Below are 22,638 nucleotides of genomic sequence, written 5' to 3' on the forward strand. Positions count from 1 at the left end.
TTTAGGTTTGTTGTGAAAAAGGCCATTTCGGTAAGCAATTATGGGTATTAATGGAAAAGACATCAATAAGTACTTTTTGGATAGGATTACTGCTGTTTGTATTTTCCTTGGCTGGAACGCAGCTAAATGCTCAAGGCATAAAAGGAACTGTATCTACAGTAGATGGGCAAGCCCTTGCTTTCGCTACCGTATTTGCTAGAAATCTAAATGATGGAATACCTACCAATCAAAATGGCTATTTTGAGTGGAAACTTCCAAATGGACATTACGATATTATTGTTCAATATTTAGGCTATACTTCTCAATTGAAGACAGTTGAGGTTAAAGATGATTGGGTGGAAGTCAATGTAAGTTTGGAGATGCAAACTTATGGGCTAAGCGAGGTTGAGGTTAGGGAAGGAGCTGAGGATCCTGCCCTGACGGTTATACGTAAAGCAATTGCCAAAGCCAAGTATCACAAGCTTCAGGTGGAAGCTTACAGCATGATGGTTTACATCAAAGGCACAGGAGAACTTACTGATGCCCCTTTTTTTCTTAAAAAGAAATTGGCTGAAGAAGGTATAGGTCTAAATGAGGCCTACACCTCAGAGGCAGTGTCTAAGATTGAATTCAAACAACCAAATGAGATTAAGGAAACTGTAATCAGTATACGTTCTAGTGGAGACAATAACCAAACTTCACCAGCGCCCTATATAGGTGCCAGTTTTTATGATGATAAAGTGAATGAAATTATCTCTCCATTGGCAAGATCAGCTTTTGCCTACTACAAGTTTCGCTTGGAGGGGACCTTTCTAGAAAATGAGGTGCTTGTCAATAAAATAAGAGTGATCCCCCGGTCAAAAGGAGAGAAAGTATTTGATGGATACATTTATATTATTGAGGATTTGTGGGCCATCCATAGTTTAGATCTTAAAACCTCCCTTATGGGTTTCGATATTAGAGTGAGGCAACAATACGCACCCGTTATGGAGAAAGTATGGATGCCAATAACACATACCTATAATTTTGGAGGGAAATTTTTCGGTTTCGCTGGAGAGTTTCAATACCTGGCGTCTACAAGAGATTATGACTTGAAACTTAATCCAGATCTGGTATTTGAAACAGAAATAGTTGATGAAAAAATCACTCAAATTCCTGAAGAAATTAATAAAATATCCTCTAATGAATCGCCAATTGAACAGTTGGAGGAGGCAGATCAGCTTAGTAGGAAGCAATACCGAAAATTGATTGCGGCTTATGAAAAAGAAGAAGCAAAAATAAGAGAAGACAAAGACATTATTTCCATTAGGTCACACAGCATCGACTCTTTAGCTACCAAAAGAAACAGCGTTTACTGGGACAGTATTCGACCAACGCCTTTGACCGATAAGGAAGTTCTTGGCTATATCCGAGACGATAGTTTGGCCTTGGTAGATATTGCCAAAAATAGTGAAGTGGATAGCATTGCCCAAAAAGCCAAAAGGAAGTTCAAAGCTTTTGATTTCCTAACAGGGGGAAGGTATAATTTTGGTAAGGGCAGGTCTGCGGGCTTTTATACCAATTGGACAAAAATGTCCTTCAATACTGTAGAGGGTTTTAAGGTGGGTTTTTCGGGCTTCTATCGGAAAGAGAAAGTAACCAAACTAGCTGATAGTGTTACCAATGAAGTGAAATCCTGGAATTTCAGACCAGAATTCAGGTATGGATTTGCCAGTGAAAAAGCATATATAACTTTAAATTTCCGTAGGTCTGTCACCAAAGGGAGGGAAGGCCACAGTTGGGGAATAGATGCTGGAAAATACATTTATCAATACAATGCCGACCAACCTATAAGTGAACAGGTAAATGCCTTCTATTCACTTTTTCTTAGGGATAATTACATGAAGGTGTATGAAAAATCGTTTTCAAAGCTCTTTTGGGCGCATAGGATGGGAGACAAGTTTACCTATAGGACTAGCTTTAGTTTAGAGCAACGCAGCCCATTGTCTAACCACAGTGATTACAGCTTTTTCAATAGGGATAAAAAAGATTACACTGACAATCAGCCGAATTTAAATTTGGGTCAGGCAAACTCCTTTATAGGGAATGATGCATTGATAGCAGACTTGAATATTGATTGGAGGCCTGGTTTAAAGTATCAGGTCAGAAATGGGCGTAAGATCCCTTTGCTGAATTCTACCCCTTTGATTTTGATGAAATACAAGCAAGCCCTACCCATTAATTTCAAGAATTCGGAGGTTGCCGAATTCAAGCACATTGAATTGGGAATAAAGCATGCTATTCCTTTTGGTGTAAGTGGGAAATTAGCGTTCAATATAAATGCGGGTACCTTTATCAATGGGGAGAAGGCCTACTTTATGGATTACAAGCATTTTGGAGGGAACAGAACAGTCTTTAGCAATATGGGGGCAGCTAGTAATTACAGATTTTTAGATTATTATGCTTTTAGTACCACTGATGCTTATTTAGGAGGCCTGTTCCATTATCAGTTTAGAAAGTTTCTCTTTACTCAATTGCCGGGATTAAGATTTTCAGGAATAAGGGAAAACATTTTTTTTAACTATTTAAAAACGGAAAGTTCCCCCCACTATTGGGAGCTGGGCTATTCCCTGGATAACCTATTTAGGGTGTTTAGGTTAGAAATGGGTGCTGGCTTTGAGAACAAGACTTACGGTTCAGGAGGCTTTCGGTTTGGAATCGCTACCTTTATTTCTATAAATATAGATGAGTAAATCCTTTTCACTTACTTTTGTATAGGCTAAAAAAACAGACCCATTGAAAGATTTGCTTTTAATTACTCCTCCATTTACTCAACTAAACACACCATATCCTGGTACGGCCTATCTCAAAGGTTTTTTAAATACCAAAGGGATAAGTAGTTATCAGATGGATTTGGGGATAGATGTTATTCAGGCCGTGTTTTCCAAAAAGGGATTGAATGAAATATTCAAAATCGCGAAGCAAAATAAGGAGATTGAGACTGAGAATTCACAAAGAATCTATGCCCTAAAAGAAACCTATTTTCAGTCTATAGATTCGGTGATACTTTTCCTTCAGGGGCATAATCCCAGCTTGGCGAGGAAAATTTGTACAGACAATTTTTTGCCTAAAGCTTCAAGGTTTGAGCAGTTGGATGACCTTGATTATGCTTTTGGAAATATGGGGATGCAGGACAGAGCAAAGCATTTGGCTACGCTTTATTTAGAAGACTTATCGGATTTTATTATTGACTGTGTAGACCCTAAATTTGGGTTTAGCCGCTACGCTGAGTCATTGGGGCAAAGTGCCAATAATTTTGACGAGCTCTATGAAAAGTTAAAGAAGGACCTTACCTATATTGACCAGGTTAGCCTAAATATTTTGGACAATAAAATGAAAGAAATTCAACCTAAAATGGTTGGGCTTTCTGTTCCATTTCCCGGGAATTTATACAGTGCTTTTCGTTGTGGGCAATTTGTTAAAGACAATTATCCCTCTGTAAAAATCGTCATGGGAGGTGGCTTTCCAAACACTGAATTACGAACTATTACTGATCCAAGGGTTTTTGATTTTATTGACTTTATCTGCTTGGATGATGGGGAAAAACCCATTGAAATTCTTTTAGAATTGGTTCAAAATGGGAAATACCCGTTTGAGAAAGAGCTAAAGCTAAAACGTACTTTTTACTTTGATGGTGAGGAGGTAAAATACAACAACCTTTCTGAGGACAATGACTACAAACAAAGGGAGCTTGGGACCCCTGATTATAGCGATTTACCTTTAGACAAATATATTTCTGTTATAGAAATTGCCAACCCCATGCATAGTTTGTGGAGTGATGGTAGATGGAATAAATTGACCATGGCTCATGGTTGCTATTGGGGCAAATGTACCTTCTGTGACATATCTCTAGATTATATCAAGCTGTATGAGCCACTGACAGCCACTATTCTGGTAGATAGAATGGAACAAATGATTCAGGAGACTGGAGAAAGTGGTTTCCATTTTGTGGATGAGGCTGCGCCGCCAGTACTGATGCGAGCGGTGGCATTGGAAATTATAAAACGAAAGCTATCCCTAACATGGTGGACAAACATTCGCTTTGAAAAGAGTTTTACGCTTGATTTATGTCATTTGTTGAGTGCTTCAGGTTGTATAGCGGTATCTGGAGGTTTGGAAGTAGCTTCAGACCGGCTGTTAAAATTGATTGACAAAGGAGTGACTGTGGAGCAGGTGGCTCAGGTAACAAGAAATTTCACAGAAGCTGGGCTAATGGTGCATGCCTACTTGATGTATGGCTATCCCACTCAGACCATTCAAGAGACCATAGACAGTCTGGAAATGGTTCGACAACTCTTTGAAGAAGGGGTTTTAAGATCTGGTTTTTGGCATCAATTTGCCTTAACGGCCCATAGTCCAATTGGATTAGAACCAGAAAAGTACCAAATTATTCCAGAACAAAACCCCATTTCATTTGCCAATAATGACATTGCTTTCAAAGACAAAACCGGTATAGATCATTCCAAATTTAGTTTTGGTTTGAAAAAGTCATTGTTTAATTTCATGCATGGTATTGGCTTTGATTTCCCCTTGCAGGATTGGTTTGATTTTAAGATCCCTAGGCCAACCATTGGACTTGATTACATTGGAACCTGCCTTGATAAAGTGGACAATTCCCTACCAAAGGATGGTGCAAAAATGATATGGTTAGGCAATCCGCCAATTGTTTCTGAAAAAGTTGTCCGCAAAAAAAAGAAAACCCTTACAAGACAATTGTTGACTTTTCATACTTCTTCAGCCATAATCGATTTTACTCTTGATGAAAAAACGGCGAATTGGTTATTGGAGACCCTTGATAAAATGAAACCATCAGCTAGTCCTGTTTCCTTTGGAGGGTTTAGAAAAGGTTATGAAGAAAATTGTGGGGATTTTAACCAGTTCTTTACTGCAACCATGAGAGAGGAACTTAGGGCCTGTGGATTGTTAATTCTCTGAAAGGGATAGCGTAATGAATGTTTCAGGTTTATAATGTCCCTATTTGCTTTTTAAACTGATGATATAAAAACAACAGTTTCCAGCTGATTTTACTATTTGTATGGACTTTAAAAGAAAGCATTTACGGCTTTTCCTGTCTTAAAAAAATTGTATATTTAGCCTTTATTGTTTCCCAAAATCAACCAAAATCCCCAAAAATTTATGAAGCGAAGAGCTTTCATTAGGAAAAATGGAGCATTTACACTTTTGGCTCCATTTGCAACTTTGTCATTTGATCCTTTAAATTTCTCATCTTCTAAGTCCGGTTCAGGAAAACCTGATTGGTTGTTGGAGATGATCTCCAATAATGATGGGGGGGTCAGACGTATCTTGGAAAGATATGTAGATGATCAGGCTTCAACCAACTACGGAGCAGTACTAGATGGTTTTGAAATGGCTACAGCCCATTCTTTAACTTCTTTTCTTAAGGCCGGCATTTGTGCATTGGTTAGTCCTGAATCTGAATTTTACAATGATCAGGAATTACGAAAAAAAATTGCTTTATCCTGTAGCTTTTTTCTAAGCCTACAACATGAGGATGGTACCATAGACTTAGTATCAACTAATTTCCACTCCACTCCTGATACTGGTTTTATTGTGAAGTGGTTGGCGCCTGTTTGGCGGCTACTTGATACGTCAGAAGTAGCAGTAAAGGAAAGCATAACAATTCCACTAAAGCAATTTTTATTAAAAGCTGGTGAGGGATTAAAAGTGGGAGGGATTCATACACCCAACCATCGTTGGGTGGTTAGTTCGGCTTTGACAGAACTTTACAAGATCAATGCCGATCCAGGTTATTTATCAAGGGTAGAAGAATGGCTTGCCGAGCAAATTGACCTGGACGAAGATGGACAATATGAAGAGAAAAGTAGCTATATCTACTCTTCCTTAAGTGATAGAGTATTGATAAGCATTGCCAGAGGATTGGATAAACCTGAGCTTTTGGATTATGTATATAAAAACCTGAAAATGAACTTGTTTTATCTACATCCCAATGGAGAGATTGTGACAGAAGCTTCAGGAAGACAAGATAACTCTATCATTGGTACCCTTGAATATTATTACTACCCCTTCCGCTATATGGCCTTAAAAACTGGTGATGGGCAATTTGCTGCTGCTTGTAAATTAATAGAGGAAACCTGTTTTAATAGGACTACTGGTTTTTTATATTACTTTTTGGAAGACCCATCTCTATGGGAAGAATTACCTACGGCCAAGGCGCTGCCTGCGGATTATGCCAAGGTATTTCATAATTCCAATTTGATAAGAATCAGGAGGGGAGGATATGATGCTTCTATACTTTCTGGAAGTACTGTTTTTTTTACATTTCATAAAAAAGAGTTGGCACTTCAAGGTTTGAGATTCGCAAGTGCATTTTTTGGAAAAGGCCAATTTTCTGCAGATACTTATAAAATAGAAAATGGAAAATACATTCTTTCCAGTCAATTGTCAGGGCCTTATTACCAACCTTTTCCAAAGGAGAAAATCCCAGGAGATGGAGATTGGTCAAAAATGCCTCGAAGCGAAAGAAGGAAATCTGAAATCCAACAGCTCAATAGTACAGTAACCATTCAGGAGGAGGACATTGGATTTTCTATAGATATAGCCATTACTGGTACAGACAATGTGCCGGTTGCCCTTGAGTTAATATTTAGACCAGGTGGAACATTTTCTGGAACCGTTCCTCATGAAGGGATGAAGGAAACAGTGTTTTTAAAAGATGGCATGGGCAAGTACACAGGAAATGGATCTTCGATTACCTTCGGGCCAGGCTTGTACAAACACAAGTGGGTAGCGATAAGAGGGGCATTGCCTAAAATGGATTCGCCAACAGCTTTTCTAACAGGTTTTACACCATTTCACCATAAATTAAATATCTCTTAAAAGTAATAAAATGCGAAAACGTAATTATTTGACTTTAAATAGCACTCAGTTGTTCCTTGTTTTTGTGTTTTCCTTTCTGTTTTTGGATAGCGAAAGTATGCAAGCCAGGGAAACAGAAAACAAGGGGAATACTCCCAATATTGTTTTTCTTATTTCTGAGGATAATTCTAAGCATTTTATGAAGCTTTTTGATCCAAATGGTGTGGAAACACCAAACATTGAGAAAATGCTTCTATCCGGTTTACTTTACCCCAATGCTTTTTCTAATGCTCCGGTATGTTCAGTGGCTCGCAGTACCCTTATCACAGGCACACTTACTACAAGAACAGGAATGCACCTTCATAGAAAAATTAAGATCGCACCGATGCCGGATGGACTGGAAATGTTCCCTGCTTACCTGAGGAAAGCGGGATATTATACGTCAAATAATGCCAAAAAAGATTACAATGCCATAGAAAGTGATGATGTTTGGGACAATTCTTCACTAAAGGCCTCCTGGCAAAATAGACCGAATGAAAAACAACCTTTTTTTCATCAGGAAACTTTTCATGAAACCCATGAAAGCAGGTTGCACTTCAACAAGGAGGTGATGATGAACCATAAGGTCAAGGATAATCCTGCCCAAGTATTTTTATTCCCCCAATTTCCAGACAGCCCTTTATTTAGGTACACGGTCGCTTATCATAGAGATAAGATCAGGGAAATAGACGATTGGGTTGGTGAGAAGATTCAGGAATTAGCTGATGCAGGAGAATTAGAAAACACATTTGTGTTTTATTTTGGAGATCATGGTGGTGTATTACCAGGGAGTAAAGGGTATTTGTATGAGACAGGTCTCAATGTGCCATTGGTAGTGAGAGTTCCTAAAAACTTTAAACACCTTGTCCCTTATGGTACCAATGAAAAACCACAGGCCTTTGTTAGTTTCATTGATTTCGCACCAACAGTCATGAGGCTTGCTGGTTTGGAAATTCCTGTTCAGATGGATGGTCATGCGTTTTTGGGAGGAGGATTGGAGAAAGTCAGCCTTGAACGAAGAGATGAAGCTTATGGACATGCGGATCGTTTTGATGAGAAGTATGAAATGGTAAGATCTGTAAGGAAAGGAAAATGGAAATATATACGGAGTTTTCAGCCCTATTATCCCGATGGCATGCAAAACAATTACCGCTATAAGATGATGGCTTTTGCTTCCTGGAAAGAAGGCTATAAGGAAGGGGGATTGAATTCAAAACAAGCCGCTTTTTTCAAGGAAAAGCCTGTGGAAAGACTTTATAATCTGGAGGAAGACCCTTTCGAAACCAATAACTTGGCTGATGAAAATAAGGCTATTTTAAAGCAAATGAGGGAAAAACTTCATTTATGGATGGTTGAAAAGAACGATCTTGGCCTTCTACCCGAAAATATTTTGGTTAACAAAGCCATGGAAAACCCTGTTGAATATGGAGAAAAAAATCATGACCAACTTGAGCAACTAATAACTATTGCTGACTGGGCTACCAATGATTGGGAGGATGTCAATGACCTGGTTATTGAAAGAATTAAAAATGGAGATAAGCTGGAGCGGTATTGGGCCTACAGTGTTGCTTGTTCTTTTGGTAAGCAAATTGGAGATGACTATAATCGGTTTCCAAAAATCAATAGTGAGTCATCCTCCATTGTCCAACTAAAGGCAATTGAACTTTCAGGAAGGGTAGAGGCGAAAAATCCAATGCCCATGCTTACAAAGTGGCTTAATGCTGGGAAGGATCCTGTAGAAAATTTGATTGGGTTGAATACATTGGTTTACTTTAAAGACCATAGCCCATATGGTGAAGGTTTCACTGCAAATTCCCTGAGTTTAAAAGCAGTAAATGATGAGGTGAATCGTAGATTGATTTATCTAGATGGAACTTGGTGAGGTTTCTCTAAAATGATAAATCGTGCGTTTATCAAAAATTATGTAGAACTATAGGTGTTTGCACCTAACTTATTTAAATTGTAAGTTGATTTAATTTAATTACCGAAAAATGATCAATCGATTAAAATATTTATCTCTTATTGGCTTTTTTGCATTTACGCTATATGCTTGTTCTTCAAATAAAAAAGAAGAAGTAGAATTAGCAGAAATAGAATCTTGCCATGGTGATATTCCAGATAGGTTTAACCCTTCTGGCAATGCTTCCACAGCTGTCATCGAAGAACGAGACGCACCTATATCCCATGAAGGAATGGTTTGGATTGAAGGTGGTGAATTTACTATGGGCTCGACCGATGATCGGGGGAGAAAAGATGAGTTACCTGCACATAGGACCAGAGTGGATGGATTTTGGATGGATGAAACCGAAGTAACTAACGCTCAGTTTGCAGCCTTTGTAGAAGCCACAGGATACGTTACCATAGCTGAGAAAAAACCAGATTGGGAAGAAATTAAGAAACAATTGCCTCCTGGTACACCTAGACCACCGGATGATGTATTAGTAGCTGCCTCACTAACCTTTCATTCACCCAACCAGCCAATATCACTTAATAATGCTGCCCAGTGGTGGGAGTGGACGCCAGGTGCAAGTTGGAAAATGCCACAAGGCCCGGGGAGTAGCATAGAAGGTAAAGAAAACTATCCCGTAGTACACATTGCTTGGGATGATGCGAAAGCCTATGCAAAGTGGGCTGGGAAAAGACTTCCTACAGAAGCTGAATGGGAATATGCCGCAAGAGGTGGACTTGAAGATAAATCTTTTCCATGGGGAGATGATCCTGTAGAAAAAAGTGGTTTTATGGCGAATATCTGGCAAGGTGATTTTCCAGTGACGGATAAAGGCGTTGATGGATATAAAGGATTGGCGCCAACAAAATCCTTCCCTGCAAATCCATATGGCCTGTACGATATGGCAGGAAATGTATGGGAGTGGACCAATGACTGGTACCGGGAAGATTATTATAGTAAGATAACGGATGAAGTATCCGTAAACCCACAAGGACCAAAAGACAGCTACGACCCACAAGAACCAACAGTACCAAAAAAGGTAGTGAAAGGAGGGTCATTCTTATGCAATGTGTCCTACTGCGAAGGGTATAGAGTAAGCGGTAAAATGAAATCCTCGGCTGATACCGGCCTGGAACATACTGGGTTTCGTTGTGTTTCTTCTAATTAATTAAAATTTTATGTCTGCAAAAAACAGTGTTTGGGGAGGATTGTTCGTGGGCCTTTTTGTTTGGCTAATAGCTTGTCAACAAAAGGAAGAGGAGTCAAAAGTTCCTAATATTTTATTTGTGATTGCAGACGATTTGTCCTATCCACATACAGGTGCTTATGGCACTGATTGGATTAAGACGCCTGGATTTGATCGGGTAGCCAAGGAAGGTCTTTTGTTTACCAGGGCCTATACCCCCAATGCCAAATGTTCTCCTTCCAGGTCAATTATCATCACAGGGAGAAATTCTTGGCAGCTAGAAGAGGCTGCCAATCACATACCTTTTTTTCCTGAGAAATTCTTGTCCCATGTGGAGGTATTGGGTAATAATGGGTATTTCACGGGATTTACAGGAAAAGGATGGGCCCCAGGGAATGCTGGGGAAAGAGAACTTACTGGAAAGCGTTTCAGTGATTTGAAAATGGAAGCCCCGACTCCATTTATTAGCCCCATTGATTATGCAGCGAACTTTGAAGTGTTTTTGGACGAAAAACCAGAAGAGGAACCTTTCTATTTTTGGTATGGATCCTTTGAACCTCATCGAGCTTATACTTACGGATCTGGAGCAGAATTAGGAGGTAAAACCACAGACATGATTGACAAGGTGCCTCCTTTTTGGCCGGACAATGATTCCGTGAGAAACGATTTATTGGATTATGCTTACGAAACGGAATACTTTGACCAACATTTGGTAAAGATGTTGGCCACACTCGAAAAGCGAGGCCTGTTGGAAAACACATTGATTGTAGTTACTTCAGACAATGGCATGCCTTTTCCAAGAGTTAAAGGTCAGGGGTATGAATATTCAAATCACTTGCCTTTGGCAATAAGGTGGGGAGATGGAATTAAGAATCCAGGTAGAGTAATTGACGATTTTGTGAGTTTTGTGGACTTTTCTCCTACTTTTCTTGAGGTAGGGAAGGTGGATTTTGATAGTTCAGGAATGGCTGCTTTTGCAGGAAAAAGCCTTATTCCAATTTTTAACACCGAAGAAGAAGGTAAAACAGATCCTTCCAGAAATGCGGTTCTGATTGGTAAAGAAAGGCATGATATCGGAAGACCCGATGACCAAGGCTATCCTATTCGAGGGATTGTAAATGAGGAATACACTTATATTCATAATTTTGAAACCGGTAGGTGGCCTGGGGGCAATCCAGAAACTGGCTACCTCAATACTGATGGTAGCCCTACCAAAACGGTGATTTTAAATCAAAGAAGGGTATCAGGTGAAATGAAATATTGGAACCTGGCTTTCGGGAAAAGACCTGCAGAGGAGCTTTACGATAGAAAAAAAGACCCTTATGGCTTGAATAATCTTGCATTACATCCCGAATATCAAAACATAAAAAATTCCCTAAAAGAAGAATTATTCAAACAATTGAAGGCTCAGGAAGACCCTAGGATGTTTGGAAATGGGGAGATTTTTGACAATTATGAGTACGCTCAGGAAAGTCAACGTGACTTTTACAATAGATACATGAAGGGAGAATCTTTTAAGACTGGCTGGGTCAACGAAAGTGATTTTGAAACTGATTTTAAAGATAAATGATAAAGGCAGGTAGCTTTTTGTTTTTGGTGTTGGCATTCTTTGTTTCCAATACCTTCATTTGGGCTCAGGATAACCGACCGAATATAATTATGATCATTGCGGATGATATCGGCTATGAAGATTTGGGGAGTTATGGAAATGAGATTGCTTCCACACCGGTTACAGACCGAATTGCTTTGGAAGGAATACGCTTTACAAATTTCTATTTGACAACAAGTTCATGTAGTCCAAGCAGGAGTAGCATCATTTCAGGTAGGTATCCCCACAATACAGGAGCCGCTGAGTTGCATACTGCCATGCCTGAAAACATTCTCACTTTCCCTGAATTATTAAAGGAGGCTGGATATTTTACAGCGCAGTCAGGCAAATGGCATATGGGACCTGTTCCTAGAAAAGGATTTGATCTGATTTATGACAAGAAACCTCAAATTGGTCATGGAGGAGAAGATTATTGGGTGCCTCTATTAAAAGAAAGACCTAGAGATAAACCTTTTTTCCTTTGGTTGGCAGCTTTGGATGCACATCGACCTTGGGCAGAAAATGATTTCACTGGTGCGCATGACCCAGATAAAGTTGTGGTACCTCCATACCTGGCTAATGGCAGCGCTACTCGAAAAGACCTGGCCAATTACTATGATGAGATAAGCAGGTTTGATTATTTTATTGGTAAAGTGGAGGAAGAGTTGGAAAAGCAGGGCCAATTGGAGAATACGATTATCTTTATTTTATCTGATAATGGTAGGCCTTTTCCCAGAAGTAAAACCCGACTTATAGATTCTGGAATCAAATCACCTTTGTTGGTGAAATGGCCAAAATCATTACCAGCGGGAGTGGTAGCTGATGCCATGGTAAGTAGTATCGACCTAGCGCCAACATTCTTACAGCTTGCAGGAATAATAGCCCCAGATAATTTTCAGGGAAAGAGTTTTTTATCTGTTTTAAAGCAACCTGAATTACCCTTTAGAAATTACGTTTTTGCAGAGCACAATTGGCACGATCATGAAGCCCATGAGCGAATGGTTAGGACTAAGGATTTTTTATACATAAAAAATAACCGTTCTCAATATGCTAACCCAGGACCTGCGGATTCCAATTCCAGTGATTCTTATGCAGACCTCAGAAACCTCAGGGACCAAGGTAAACTTAATCCTGCCCAGGCAGATGTTTTTATTTCTCCAAGGCCATTTGAAGAGTTTTATATAGTAGCAGATGATGAATACCAGTTGTTAAACAAAGCAACCATGGTTGGGAATAATAGTGAAATGCTTCAGTTACGAAAAGTTTTAGAAAGGTGGTCGAAAGAAACAGAGGATTCTGTTCCTGAAAATTTGACCCAGGATTGGTACAATAAAGAAAATGGAAAGTCACTTGATATACAAAGGCTTAGAGGAGAGATGCCAGGTGGTGAAAAAGCGCTTGAAACTACAGAAAAAGGTCCCTTTTAGTTAAAAGAAAACAATGAACTTTAGAACATACAAAACTAGCTTAAAAAAGGGTTTTCTTCCTTTGGTACTAATTGCTCAGGTTTGGATTTTTAATGCTTGCCAAGAGCCAAAAACTGAGCCAGCAAACAGATCAATGGATCCTTGGGCATTTCGTTCTGTGTTGGATAAGAAGCCAAGAATGCTAACACTGGCTTTTGATACGGTTAATTTCGCAGCCTATGATTTGGCCAGTGGGACCTTGTACAAGGTTTGGAATGGAGGGGTGACCAAAGAAGGTACTGTGTTTACCAATAAGAAAAACATACAGCCTACTACTTGGGGAGCACCTTATTATGAAGAAGGGAAATTATACAATCAATGGGCGGTAAGTCGTAATGGAACTCCCTTACAAGTTGAGTTGAAGTATGAGGGGTATTTGATTTTAGATAATCACATTACCCTGAATTTTAAACTGCTATTACCGGATGGGGAAAGCATTAGCATTAAGGAGAATCCTGAGTTTACGCTTAATGAGAAGGGTGAGATAGGCTTTGAGAGAAACTTTAAAATTAATAAGCCATCAGCAGATTTGTCAGTGAGTTTACAGCAAGCTGCTGATAAGACAGCAGCTATTGTGATTGAAGATAACAGTACTGTTGCTGATTATTTTGAGCCTGTTCCAAAGCAAGAGAAACCTGCAATCAGTGAAGGCTATGATCATTTGGGGATTTTATGGATGGAAAATAGCGATTGCTATACCTGTCATGAAGAAAAGAATGCCATGGTAGGTCCTTCTTTCAAGCAAATTGCAACAAAATACCTAAAAACGCCAGCCAATATAGCTTTATTAACAAAGAAAATAATTAGTGGAGGAGCGGGAGTTTGGGGAGACACCCCAATGAATCCACATCCTGATTTGAAAGAGAGTGAGATTAAAACCATATTGGATTATGTGTTTACTTTCAGACCTAAGGACGCTGATGACAATACAAAAAGTCAACTTGCAAAAGCCAAGAAAGTAAATCCTAAAAAAGCAGAAGAAAAACCACCAACAAAACCTGGTTTTGGCGCAGCTTTGGAAGGGGTTCACCCTAGTTATGACCTGACTGTTTTACACAATGAAAAATTTCAACCCAGGGTGGGAGCTTTGGCTTTTTTACCTGATGGAAGACTATTGGTCAGTACCTGGGATTCCATAGGTGGAATTTACGCTCTAGAAGGGGTAACAGGGGATGACCCCAAAAAAGTAAAAATTCAGCGCATTGCCTCAGGTTTGGCTGAACCCCTAGGAATGGAAGTTGTAGATGGGGATGTCTATGTACTTCAAAAGCATGAACTTACCCAATTGATTGACCATGATGGAGATGGGATTATGGATGAATACAAGGTGGTATGTGATGGTTGGGGAGCATCAGATGATTTTCATGAGTTTGCATTTGGATTGGTATACAAGGAAGATCATTTTTATATCACTTTGTCCATGGCCATGCGTTTGTTGTCCACAGAAAGGCAATTGCCTGATCGTGGGAGAACGCTTAAAATCAGTAAAGATGGAAGTATTGAAAGGCTGGATTATGGGCTGAGAACGCCAAATGGGATAGGGATAGGAGTAGATGATCAATTGTTCCTGACAGACAACCAAGGACAGTGGCTACCAGCCAACAAATTGATTCATGTACAGAAAGACAATTATAACGGAATGGCTTGGGGATTGTCCGCAGAACAGGAACTAAATCCACCAAAGGCTAGTCCACCGGCTATTTGGTTACCTGACAATGAAATTGGAAACTCTCCAGGTGAACCTATACTTATGAAAGACGGTCCTTACAAAGGACAGATGTTGCATGGAGATGTAAGTAATGGAGGTATCAAGCGTGACTTTTTGGAGAAAATCAAGGGACAGTATCAAGGCGTGGTGTTTAGGTTTTCTCAAGGTTTTACAGCTGGCGTCAATAGGCTAGTTTGGGGTCCTGATGGGGCCTTGTATGTCGGAGAAGTCGGAATGGTAGGTGGTTGGAGCTGGAAAGAAAGGCAGTTTGGTTTGGAAAAAATCAAATACAATGGAAAATCTACCTTTGAAATGTTAACCATCAAGGCCAAACCAGATGGGTTTGAGATAGCTTTTACGGAACCAGTAAAGAAGGAAGGCTTGAATTCTATATTAGAGAAGCTTGTTATCGAGCAATATTATTACAAAGCCACTGCTGCCTATGGTGGTCCAAAATTGGATTTACAAAGATTAAAACCAGACGATATTGTATTGTCTAATGATGGCATGAGAATAGATCTTAAAATTTCCGGATTAAAGGAAAATCATGTTGTATATTTTAATTTACCTGAAGACCTTAAAAGTGAAACAGGGAATTCATTGTGGTCTTCTGAGGCCTGGTACACCTTAAATAAAATCCCCAATTAACTGTCAACCATGAAAAAGAACGAAGATAACGGATATAGCAGAAGAGAGTTTTTAAACCGATCAGGTGTAGCCTTGGCTGCTGGTGGATTGGGAATTACCCCTTCCTTAAGTTTTGGTAATTCAAGAAAAACAAATAAAGCAATGAAGAAAATTAAAATCACCCATACTGATTCCAATTTTGAAAGAGAACCCTTATTCCCTTATCGCTTTAAGGGAAGTGCGATTACTCAGGCATGGCAGGCTGTTGCATTGATGCAGTCGGAAAGTGGTAGACATAAAATAGGAATAGGTACGCAAGGTACTTTATGGTCAGACAAAGCTGTTTTTCAAAGTCATTCTACAACAGGAGGCAATGCTTTAATGTATGCCATGACTGAAAGGGCTTTGCAAATAATTAAAGGCAATAGCTTCACAGATCCAGTTAGTCTATTGGATGATGTCTTACCTGAAGTGTATGCTTACGGAGTTAAAATCACCGGTAACCCGGATTTGAAGACTACTTTTGCGCTTAATTCCCTTGTGCCTGTAGACAATGCCATTTGGTTATTGTATGGGGAAGAGAATGGAATGAAAAATTTTGACGAGATGATCCCTGAGGCCTATAGACCTGGACTTTCGAAAAAACATGATAAAGTAGCAAGTATTCCTTCCTTTAGTGTTGGTGCTTCAATAAAAGACATAAAAGCTGCTGCGGATATGGGACACTTTATTATGAAGTTGAAAACAGGTGCGGCAGGGACTCAAAAAGAAATGCTTGACAAAGACATCGAATTCCTTACTGAGGTGCATAAAACTTTGGGGCATAGAGAAACACCTTATACCAAAAATGGTAAAATTCCTTATTATTTTGATGTTAACGAGAGATATGAGAAAAAGGAGACCTTAGAACGTTTTCTAGATCATGCCAAAAAAATAGGTGCTTTTGATCAAATAGCTGTTATTGAAGAGCCTTTTGGTGAGAATAACAAAGTTTTTGTCGGCGATTTAGGTGTGCGAATAGCTGCAGATGAAAGTGCGCATACAGTAGAAGATGCTTTGGAAAGAATAGAACAGGGCTATTCAGCAATTGCTCTTAAAGCCATTGCCAAGACGATGAGCATGACAATGAAAATTGCACAGGTAGCCTATGAGAAAAATGTTCCATGTTTCTGTGCTGACTTAACAGTAAATCCAATTTTAGTAGATTGGAATAAAAATGTGGCAGCAAGATTGCATTCGTTTCCTGATATGCCACTTGGATTACAAGAAACCAATGGTCATCAATATTACAAAAATTGGGATAAAATGGTAAGTTATCACCCAATGGCCAATGAAGAGTGGGTAAAAACCAAGAATGGGGTGTATCCTACAGGTAAAGCTTTTTATGAGAAAAGTGGGGGGATTTTGGCCACTATTCCACACTATGAACAAATGTTCGACCATTAATGCGGAATTTTTGAATATTAATCAAAACCATTCCTAAATTGATGTTAATAATGATGTTTAAACGATTGATCAAATGGAGTTTAGCTTAAAAATGCTTTGATCAATTTAGAAAATAGTAATATTAATAGCACCAATTCAATTATGATTTGGTGCTATTTTCACCTATTAAACTAAACGGTTTATAATCATAATCATTTTGAGTTTTCATAAAATTCACAAAATTTGAAATTTTTTCCTTTTACCTTTTTACGTAAGTTTTAATAATTCAAAGGTTAAATTTTATAATGCAATAAATATTTTTTATTACGAAAAGCGGATTAGGTACGATTTTGCAAAAAAATAAGTGTATAATTTTTTTAATTCATTAATCTTGATTTACATTTGAAAAAATGTATTTTAAATATACAAAACTGTATATTAAATAATCATTTTGATTTGCACCTGGTTTAGGTAATGTGCTAAAGACTGGTTTTGGGTGTAAAAATTGAATTGTACAAGTAAATAGGTAGAAGGTGGAAATAATTTTGGTAGACGATGACCCAATCGTTATTTTATTACAAAAGAAATTGATGGAGAAAGCAGGTATTTCTCATAAAGTAATTTCATTTAATAATGGTGAGGATGTTATAGAATTTCTTTCGGAAAAAGAAAGTGGTAGTAATTACCTTATGTTCCTTGATATTAATATGCCTGGATTGTCAGGCTGGGAAGTTTTAGATAAATTGGAAGGTATGGATATACCTTTTGGCTTAAAGGTAATAATAATTACTTCTTCCATAGAAGATGCAGACCGGTTTAAAGCAAAGTCTTACGATAGAATAGTGGATTTTTGGGTTAAACCATTTAGTTTACAAGATTTTAGTGGATTAAAGCTGAAATTTGATTTGTAATTTAAAGCTGATTAATCCTTTGAAATAATGGGAATAATTAGGTATTAGAAGTACCATTAGTTATTAAAATTTGATAAGATGAAGGTTTTTTGATAAATCTTCATTTTTTTTTGCCAAGCCTATATCGGACACCTTAAACCCAAAATATGCAATAGACACTCTATTACGTGCTGAAATCGCTTCAAAATCAGCCACTTCGTTGCTGTTTTCAAATTCACCATAGCGGTGCTATGCTAAAATCTCCAAACAGATTGTCTCGATTTTCTTGCGATTGCAACACTTCCCGTAAACACGGGACAGGCTTCACTCCTGACTATTGTCAGGACAGAGAAATCCTATTACATAATCCGGGTTAAAGCCTGCCTATTTTCTGTTTTTTTTCTTATCCATATTTCGATTAACAGGTTGAAATCTGTTCCATTTTTTATCGCTAACAAACTATTTTACTTTCTTTACTTGCGCATAATGTATATTTTTGGGACATCAAATAAAGAACCCTTATGAAGCTTTTCTGTAACTATTTAAAAATTAGTTTTTTATTACTTTTTTGTTTTTCTGCGAGCAGTTTATTAGCCCAGGAAAAGTACCCTACGGTAGATGGATACAAAGGAATATGGTTTACCCTTGGACAAAAATCCGAATTTGGTGATAAATATTCAGGAGGCTTAGGCACCTATACGGCTAAGCATATTCCCTTAGCCATTTATGCGCCTGAAGTTAACCGTACCTTCTTTGTATATGGAGGTACTAAAAGTGAAGATGAAAGATACCTTCTCTGTATGATAGGGGAGTTTGATCACAACACCGGCATGGTTTCAAAACCTGTAATTGTATACGATAAATTAGGTGTGGACGATCCACATGACAATCCAAGTCTTGCAATTGATAAGGAAGGTTACCTATGGGTGTTTGTAAGCGGTAGAGGAAGAAAAAGGATGGGCTTCAAGTATAAAAGTACATCGCCTTATAGCACAGCTTCTTTTAAACAGGTTTCAGAGGAAGAAATGACATATCCGCAACCCAAGTACATTGCCGGCAAAGGATTTCTTAATTTATTCACCAAATATACTGGCGTGCGTCAGTTGTACTTTGAAACAAGCAGTGATGGTGAGGAATGGTCTGAAGACCAACATCTCGTAGGAATAAAAAGGCCTGAAGATAAAAATAGTGGCCATTATCAAGTCTCTGGCCAACATGAGGGCAAGATTGTGTTTTTCTGCAATTGGCATCCAAATGGAAATGTGGACCTTAGAACCAACCTATATTATTATCAGACAGAAGACTTTGGTAAAACTTGGACAGATATCAATGGCAAAACTGTATCAATACCAGTAACGGATCCATCAACTTCTGGATTGGTAAAGGAATATTTTAGCCAAAAACGCAATGTTTACCTTAAAGATGTGAATTTTGATTCGAAAGGCAATCCCATTGCCTTGTATGTAGAAGGAGAAGGGCACCAACCAGGACCTAAATATGGCCCTAGAAACTGGCATGTGGTCCATTGGGATGGTAGGCAGTGGCAAGACCATATAATCACCCAGTCAGATCAAAATTATGACATGGGGAGCTTGTGGATAGATGGAGACAATTGGATGGTTATAGGACCGACCAATGATTCACCACAACTATATGGCGCAGGAGGAGAAGTAGAAATGTGGAAGAGTACAAATGCTGGTAAAACCTGGGCCAAGACAAAGAAACTAACCAAGGGTAGCAAGCGCAATCACAATTACATTAGAAGAGTTTCGAATGGGACAGATCCATTTCTGTATTTTTGGGCAGATGGAGACCCAAATAGTTTTAGCAAAAGCCAGCTCTATTTTGGCGACAGTAAAGGAAAGGTTTGGCAACTCCCATATGAAATGACCGCTGATCAGGAGAAACCCAAAAGAGTAAAAACCAATATCATTAGCAGGTGGTTTTGACCTTAATTTAGGTCTTTAGAAAATTAATAGGTCCGGCAAATTAACAGTTATTGTTAGTTTGCCGGATTTTTTTGTCCAGAATTTGCTTCGACAAGGAGTATTTGTAACTACCCTTGACTAGGCGTAGTTTGCAAATACTCCTTTCTATTCTATGGAAATTCAAATTCTTAATTTTAGAGGTTTTGGGATAATAATTTGGCTTACCCTTTGATTGTTTTTTTTATTCTTGAATTTCTTTGCGACTCTGCGGCTCTGCGAGCAATATTTATAAGTTATTTACAGATTATTGATTCTCGCAAAGGCGCTAAGACGCAAAGGGAATAGGGATGCCTCTTATTGAAAAGGTAACCCTTGAATTGTTTTTTTTATTCTTGAATTTCTTTGCGACTCTGCGGCTCTTCGTGCAATATTTATAAGTTATTTTCAGATTATTGATTCTCCGCTCAGTCACCCTTGCCTAGGCGTGAGTTTGCAACTACGCCTTAATATTCTATAGAATTTGTAATTATCTATAACCATTCAGGCCCAAAGAAAGAAGTCACAGAAGTATGATTTGGATTGATTACAAATTAAGCATGGTTTTTGCCCATTTTGGTTTTTAATAACTAAGCCCCGAAAGTGGTTGTTTGTTTTCATTGTACAATGATCTACATAAAAGATTGGAATGTATACTTTACTGAGAAGACATGTCTGGCCTATAGTAACCTTAATATTGATTTCAAATTCTCTTTGTTTAGGTCAAAGGATTTCTGGTGCAGCCACTTTAAAAATAGATGATGGTTGGAATGAAAGAATTTATGCCATTAATCAACTCGAATTTTTTGAAGACAGCACCAATAGGCTAACTTTTAAAGAAATTAGTAAAGAAAGGTTTCAGCAGTTTATTAAAATTAGATCGGATTTTAGTAAAAATAATTTTAATACCGACTATACCTATTGGGTGAAGCTTTCCATTGATAATACTCCAGAAAGTAAAAAAAAATGGTTACTTGAGTTTTATGACCAAAGTATAGATCATATTACCGCCTTTATTCCTGATGGAACTGGAGGATATACAGTAAAGGAAATGGGAGACAAGAATCCCTTCTCCCAAAGACTTTTTAATCATAAAAATTTCCAATTGCTTCTAGACAATAATGAAGATGGAATTACGAACTTTTATTTTAAAATTAATTCCTCCCAAAAGGCAGATATTCGGATAGCCTTGAGGTCTTTAAACCGATTTGTTCATTATGCCTTGAGTGAATATTTTCTTTACGGATTGTTCTATGGAATGATATTGATTATTGCCTTTTACAATTTTTTGATCTTTCTGGCAGTTAAAGAAATGAAGTATGTCTATTATATACTTTACCTCTTAAGTGTAGCCTTTTATGCTATGAGTTTGGATGGTATTGGTTTTCAATATTTTTGGCCAAACTCCCCAGGATGGAATGCAGTAGTAAATGGCATTTTCAGCTTTTCAATTGTTCTATGGGCTGTTTTATTTACTGTAAGATTTCTAAATACAAAAAGGAAGGCAATTGCCTTTCATTATTCCTTATGGTTGTCATTAAGTGTTAAAATCGGACTTTTCTGTTTGGGTTTGTTTGTAGACAATAAATACTTTGAACTTACCTATTTTGATAGTATACCCTTTTTACTAATATTATCCACCTCTGTTTTTTTGTTAATTAAAAAATACCAGGCCGCTAGATTTTTCGTGATGGCCTATGGGGTTTTATTTATTGGCATAAGTATAAAGGTTTTGGCAAACTATGCCATAATACCCCACAATACACTCGTTTATTACAGTCTTCATTTTGCTTTTTTAGTTGAAATGGTGCTGTTGTCCTTCGCCCTGGGAGATCGGATTAGGTTGATGAAAGAAATCCGAGACAAGGCCCTTAAACGGTCTCTATTACAATACAAGGAGAATATTTCCCTGAAGGAAAAGGTTAATAAGGAGTTGGAGTCTAAAGTGAGTGCAAGGACTGCCGAATTACAGGCCAAAAACAAATTGTTGGAAACTTACAATAGCCAACTACAGGAAAAAGATGAAGAAATTAAGCGCATCAATGCTTTACTGGACAAAGACAATTGGAAATTAAAAAGCTCTATAAGAGCTTCGTTTCGTGCAAGGTTAACCCAGAAATCTTTAACTCTTTCAGAATTTAGAGAGATATTCCCTGATTCTTCAGCTTGCTATAGGTATTTAGAAGAGTTAAAATGGGGAGAGGGATTTCGTTGCCGGCATTGTGACAATAGTAAATATGGAAAGACGCCTAAGGTATTTAGCCGTAGATGTACCAAATGCGGCTACATTAATTCAGTGACCTCAGGGACAGTGTTCCATGGTGTTAAATTCCCCCTTGACAAAGCTTTCTATATTATCTATGCTTCTTACATTACCCAGGAAAAATTAACCTTGGATCAGCTCGCTACAACTTTAGATTTAAGAAGAAATACCATATGGGCTTTTAGAAAAAAAATTCAAACAAGAATTGCCAATTCAGAAGAATCCGATCCTGGGTGGGAGGAGATTGTTCAACTTGAAATGGTTGATTATTAATTTGAATGATATTATAAGGATTACTGGTTTTTCCCAGCCTTGCCATAAAACCCTAGGGAACTGATTTTACCAAATATTTTAAAACTAATTTCTGGAATTTAGATGAGTAAACACCTAGCAGTGCCCTTAATCCTTAATTCCATATTTGCTGTTTTTTTTGAGTTATTTGCTTTGTGAATTTGCTCAAAGTCTTGGCTAAGATAAGCCGCTCATTAATCCAAAATTTCAACTTTTAACACGGTAATTACCAGTCCTAATTTTATTGCTATCCATCTGGTACAAAATTTTTCAATTTGCCCCATAGTGTTGAATTAGGGTGTTTTTAACTGATATTAATGTGATATTTTTTGATTAAATCTTAAGGTGATTTTAGGGTTTTAGTTAAAGTTTTTAGCCATTTTTTCAT

The 22,638-nt window shown here is 38.0% G+C and carries 12 protein-coding genes; all 12 read left to right on the forward strand.

The genetic code is table 11. The features are described from left to right. Window positions 1–50: 50 nt before the first annotated feature. Entirely contained in the window at window positions 51–2,711 is a 2,661-nt protein-coding gene (locus tag AC13EX_RS16300; RefSeq protein WP_482893492.1) for a DUF5686 and carboxypeptidase regulatory-like domain-containing protein, read from the forward strand. A gap of 43 nt (window positions 2,712–2,754) precedes the next feature. Then, window positions 2,755–4,953: a B12-binding domain-containing radical SAM protein gene (locus tag AC13EX_RS16305; protein ID WP_482893493.1), complete on the forward strand. Its 2,199-nt coding sequence runs from the start codon at window positions 2,755–2,757 to the stop codon at window positions 4,951–4,953. Between the two features lie 201 nt (window positions 4,954–5,154). After that, window positions 5,155–6,876 (forward strand): hypothetical protein, encoded by a 1,722-nt coding sequence (locus AC13EX_RS16310; RefSeq protein WP_482893494.1) that lies wholly within the window; start codon window positions 5,155–5,157, stop codon window positions 6,874–6,876. Window positions 6,877–6,886: 10 nt separating this feature from the next. Further along, window positions 6,887–8,776, forward strand: a complete 1,890-nt coding sequence (locus AC13EX_RS16315; protein WP_482893495.1) for a sulfatase family protein — start codon at window positions 6,887–6,889, stop codon at window positions 8,774–8,776. A gap of 109 nt (window positions 8,777–8,885) precedes the next feature. After that, window positions 8,886–10,010: a formylglycine-generating enzyme family protein gene (locus AC13EX_RS16320; RefSeq protein WP_482893496.1), complete on the forward strand. Its 1,125-nt coding sequence runs from the start codon at window positions 8,886–8,888 to the stop codon at window positions 10,008–10,010. Between the two features lie 10 nt (window positions 10,011–10,020). Continuing rightward, on the forward strand, window positions 10,021–11,598 hold the full coding sequence (locus AC13EX_RS16325; RefSeq protein WP_339712017.1) for a sulfatase family protein: 1,578 nt from the start codon (window positions 10,021–10,023) through the stop codon (window positions 11,596–11,598). Next, the gene (locus AC13EX_RS16330) at window positions 11,595–13,043 is read left to right on the forward strand and encodes a sulfatase family protein (protein ID WP_482893497.1); all 1,449 of its coding nucleotides are present in this window, start codon (window positions 11,595–11,597) and stop codon (window positions 13,041–13,043) included. The genes AC13EX_RS16325 and AC13EX_RS16330 overlap by 4 nt, the downstream gene beginning before the upstream one ends. Window positions 13,044–13,056: 13 nt before the next feature. After that, entirely contained in the window at window positions 13,057–15,438 is a 2,382-nt protein-coding gene (locus tag AC13EX_RS16335) for a c-type cytochrome (RefSeq protein ID WP_482893498.1), read from the forward strand. A gap of 9 nt (window positions 15,439–15,447) precedes the next feature. Continuing rightward, window positions 15,448–16,863 carry an enolase C-terminal domain-like protein gene (locus AC13EX_RS16340; RefSeq protein ID WP_048643886.1) on the forward strand — a complete coding sequence of 472 codons (1,416 nt, stop codon included), beginning with the start codon at window positions 15,448–15,450 and terminating at the stop codon, window positions 16,861–16,863. Window positions 16,864–17,375: 512 nt separating this feature from the next. After that, window positions 17,376–17,753 (forward strand): response regulator, encoded by a 378-nt coding sequence (locus AC13EX_RS16345; protein ID WP_482893499.1) that lies wholly within the window; start codon window positions 17,376–17,378, stop codon window positions 17,751–17,753. Between the two features lie 500 nt (window positions 17,754–18,253). Then, the gene (locus AC13EX_RS16350) at window positions 18,254–19,681 is read left to right on the forward strand and encodes a BNR-4 repeat-containing protein (protein WP_482893500.1); all 1,428 of its coding nucleotides are present in this window, start codon (window positions 18,254–18,256) and stop codon (window positions 19,679–19,681) included. Window positions 19,682–20,345: 664 nt separating this feature from the next. Then, window positions 20,346–22,232: a 7TM diverse intracellular signaling domain-containing protein gene (locus AC13EX_RS16355; protein WP_482893501.1), complete on the forward strand. Its 1,887-nt coding sequence runs from the start codon at window positions 20,346–20,348 to the stop codon at window positions 22,230–22,232. Window positions 22,233–22,638: the final 406 nt, after the last annotated feature.

The sequence above is a fragment of the Cyclobacterium sp. L-R genome, assembly GCF_056859355.1.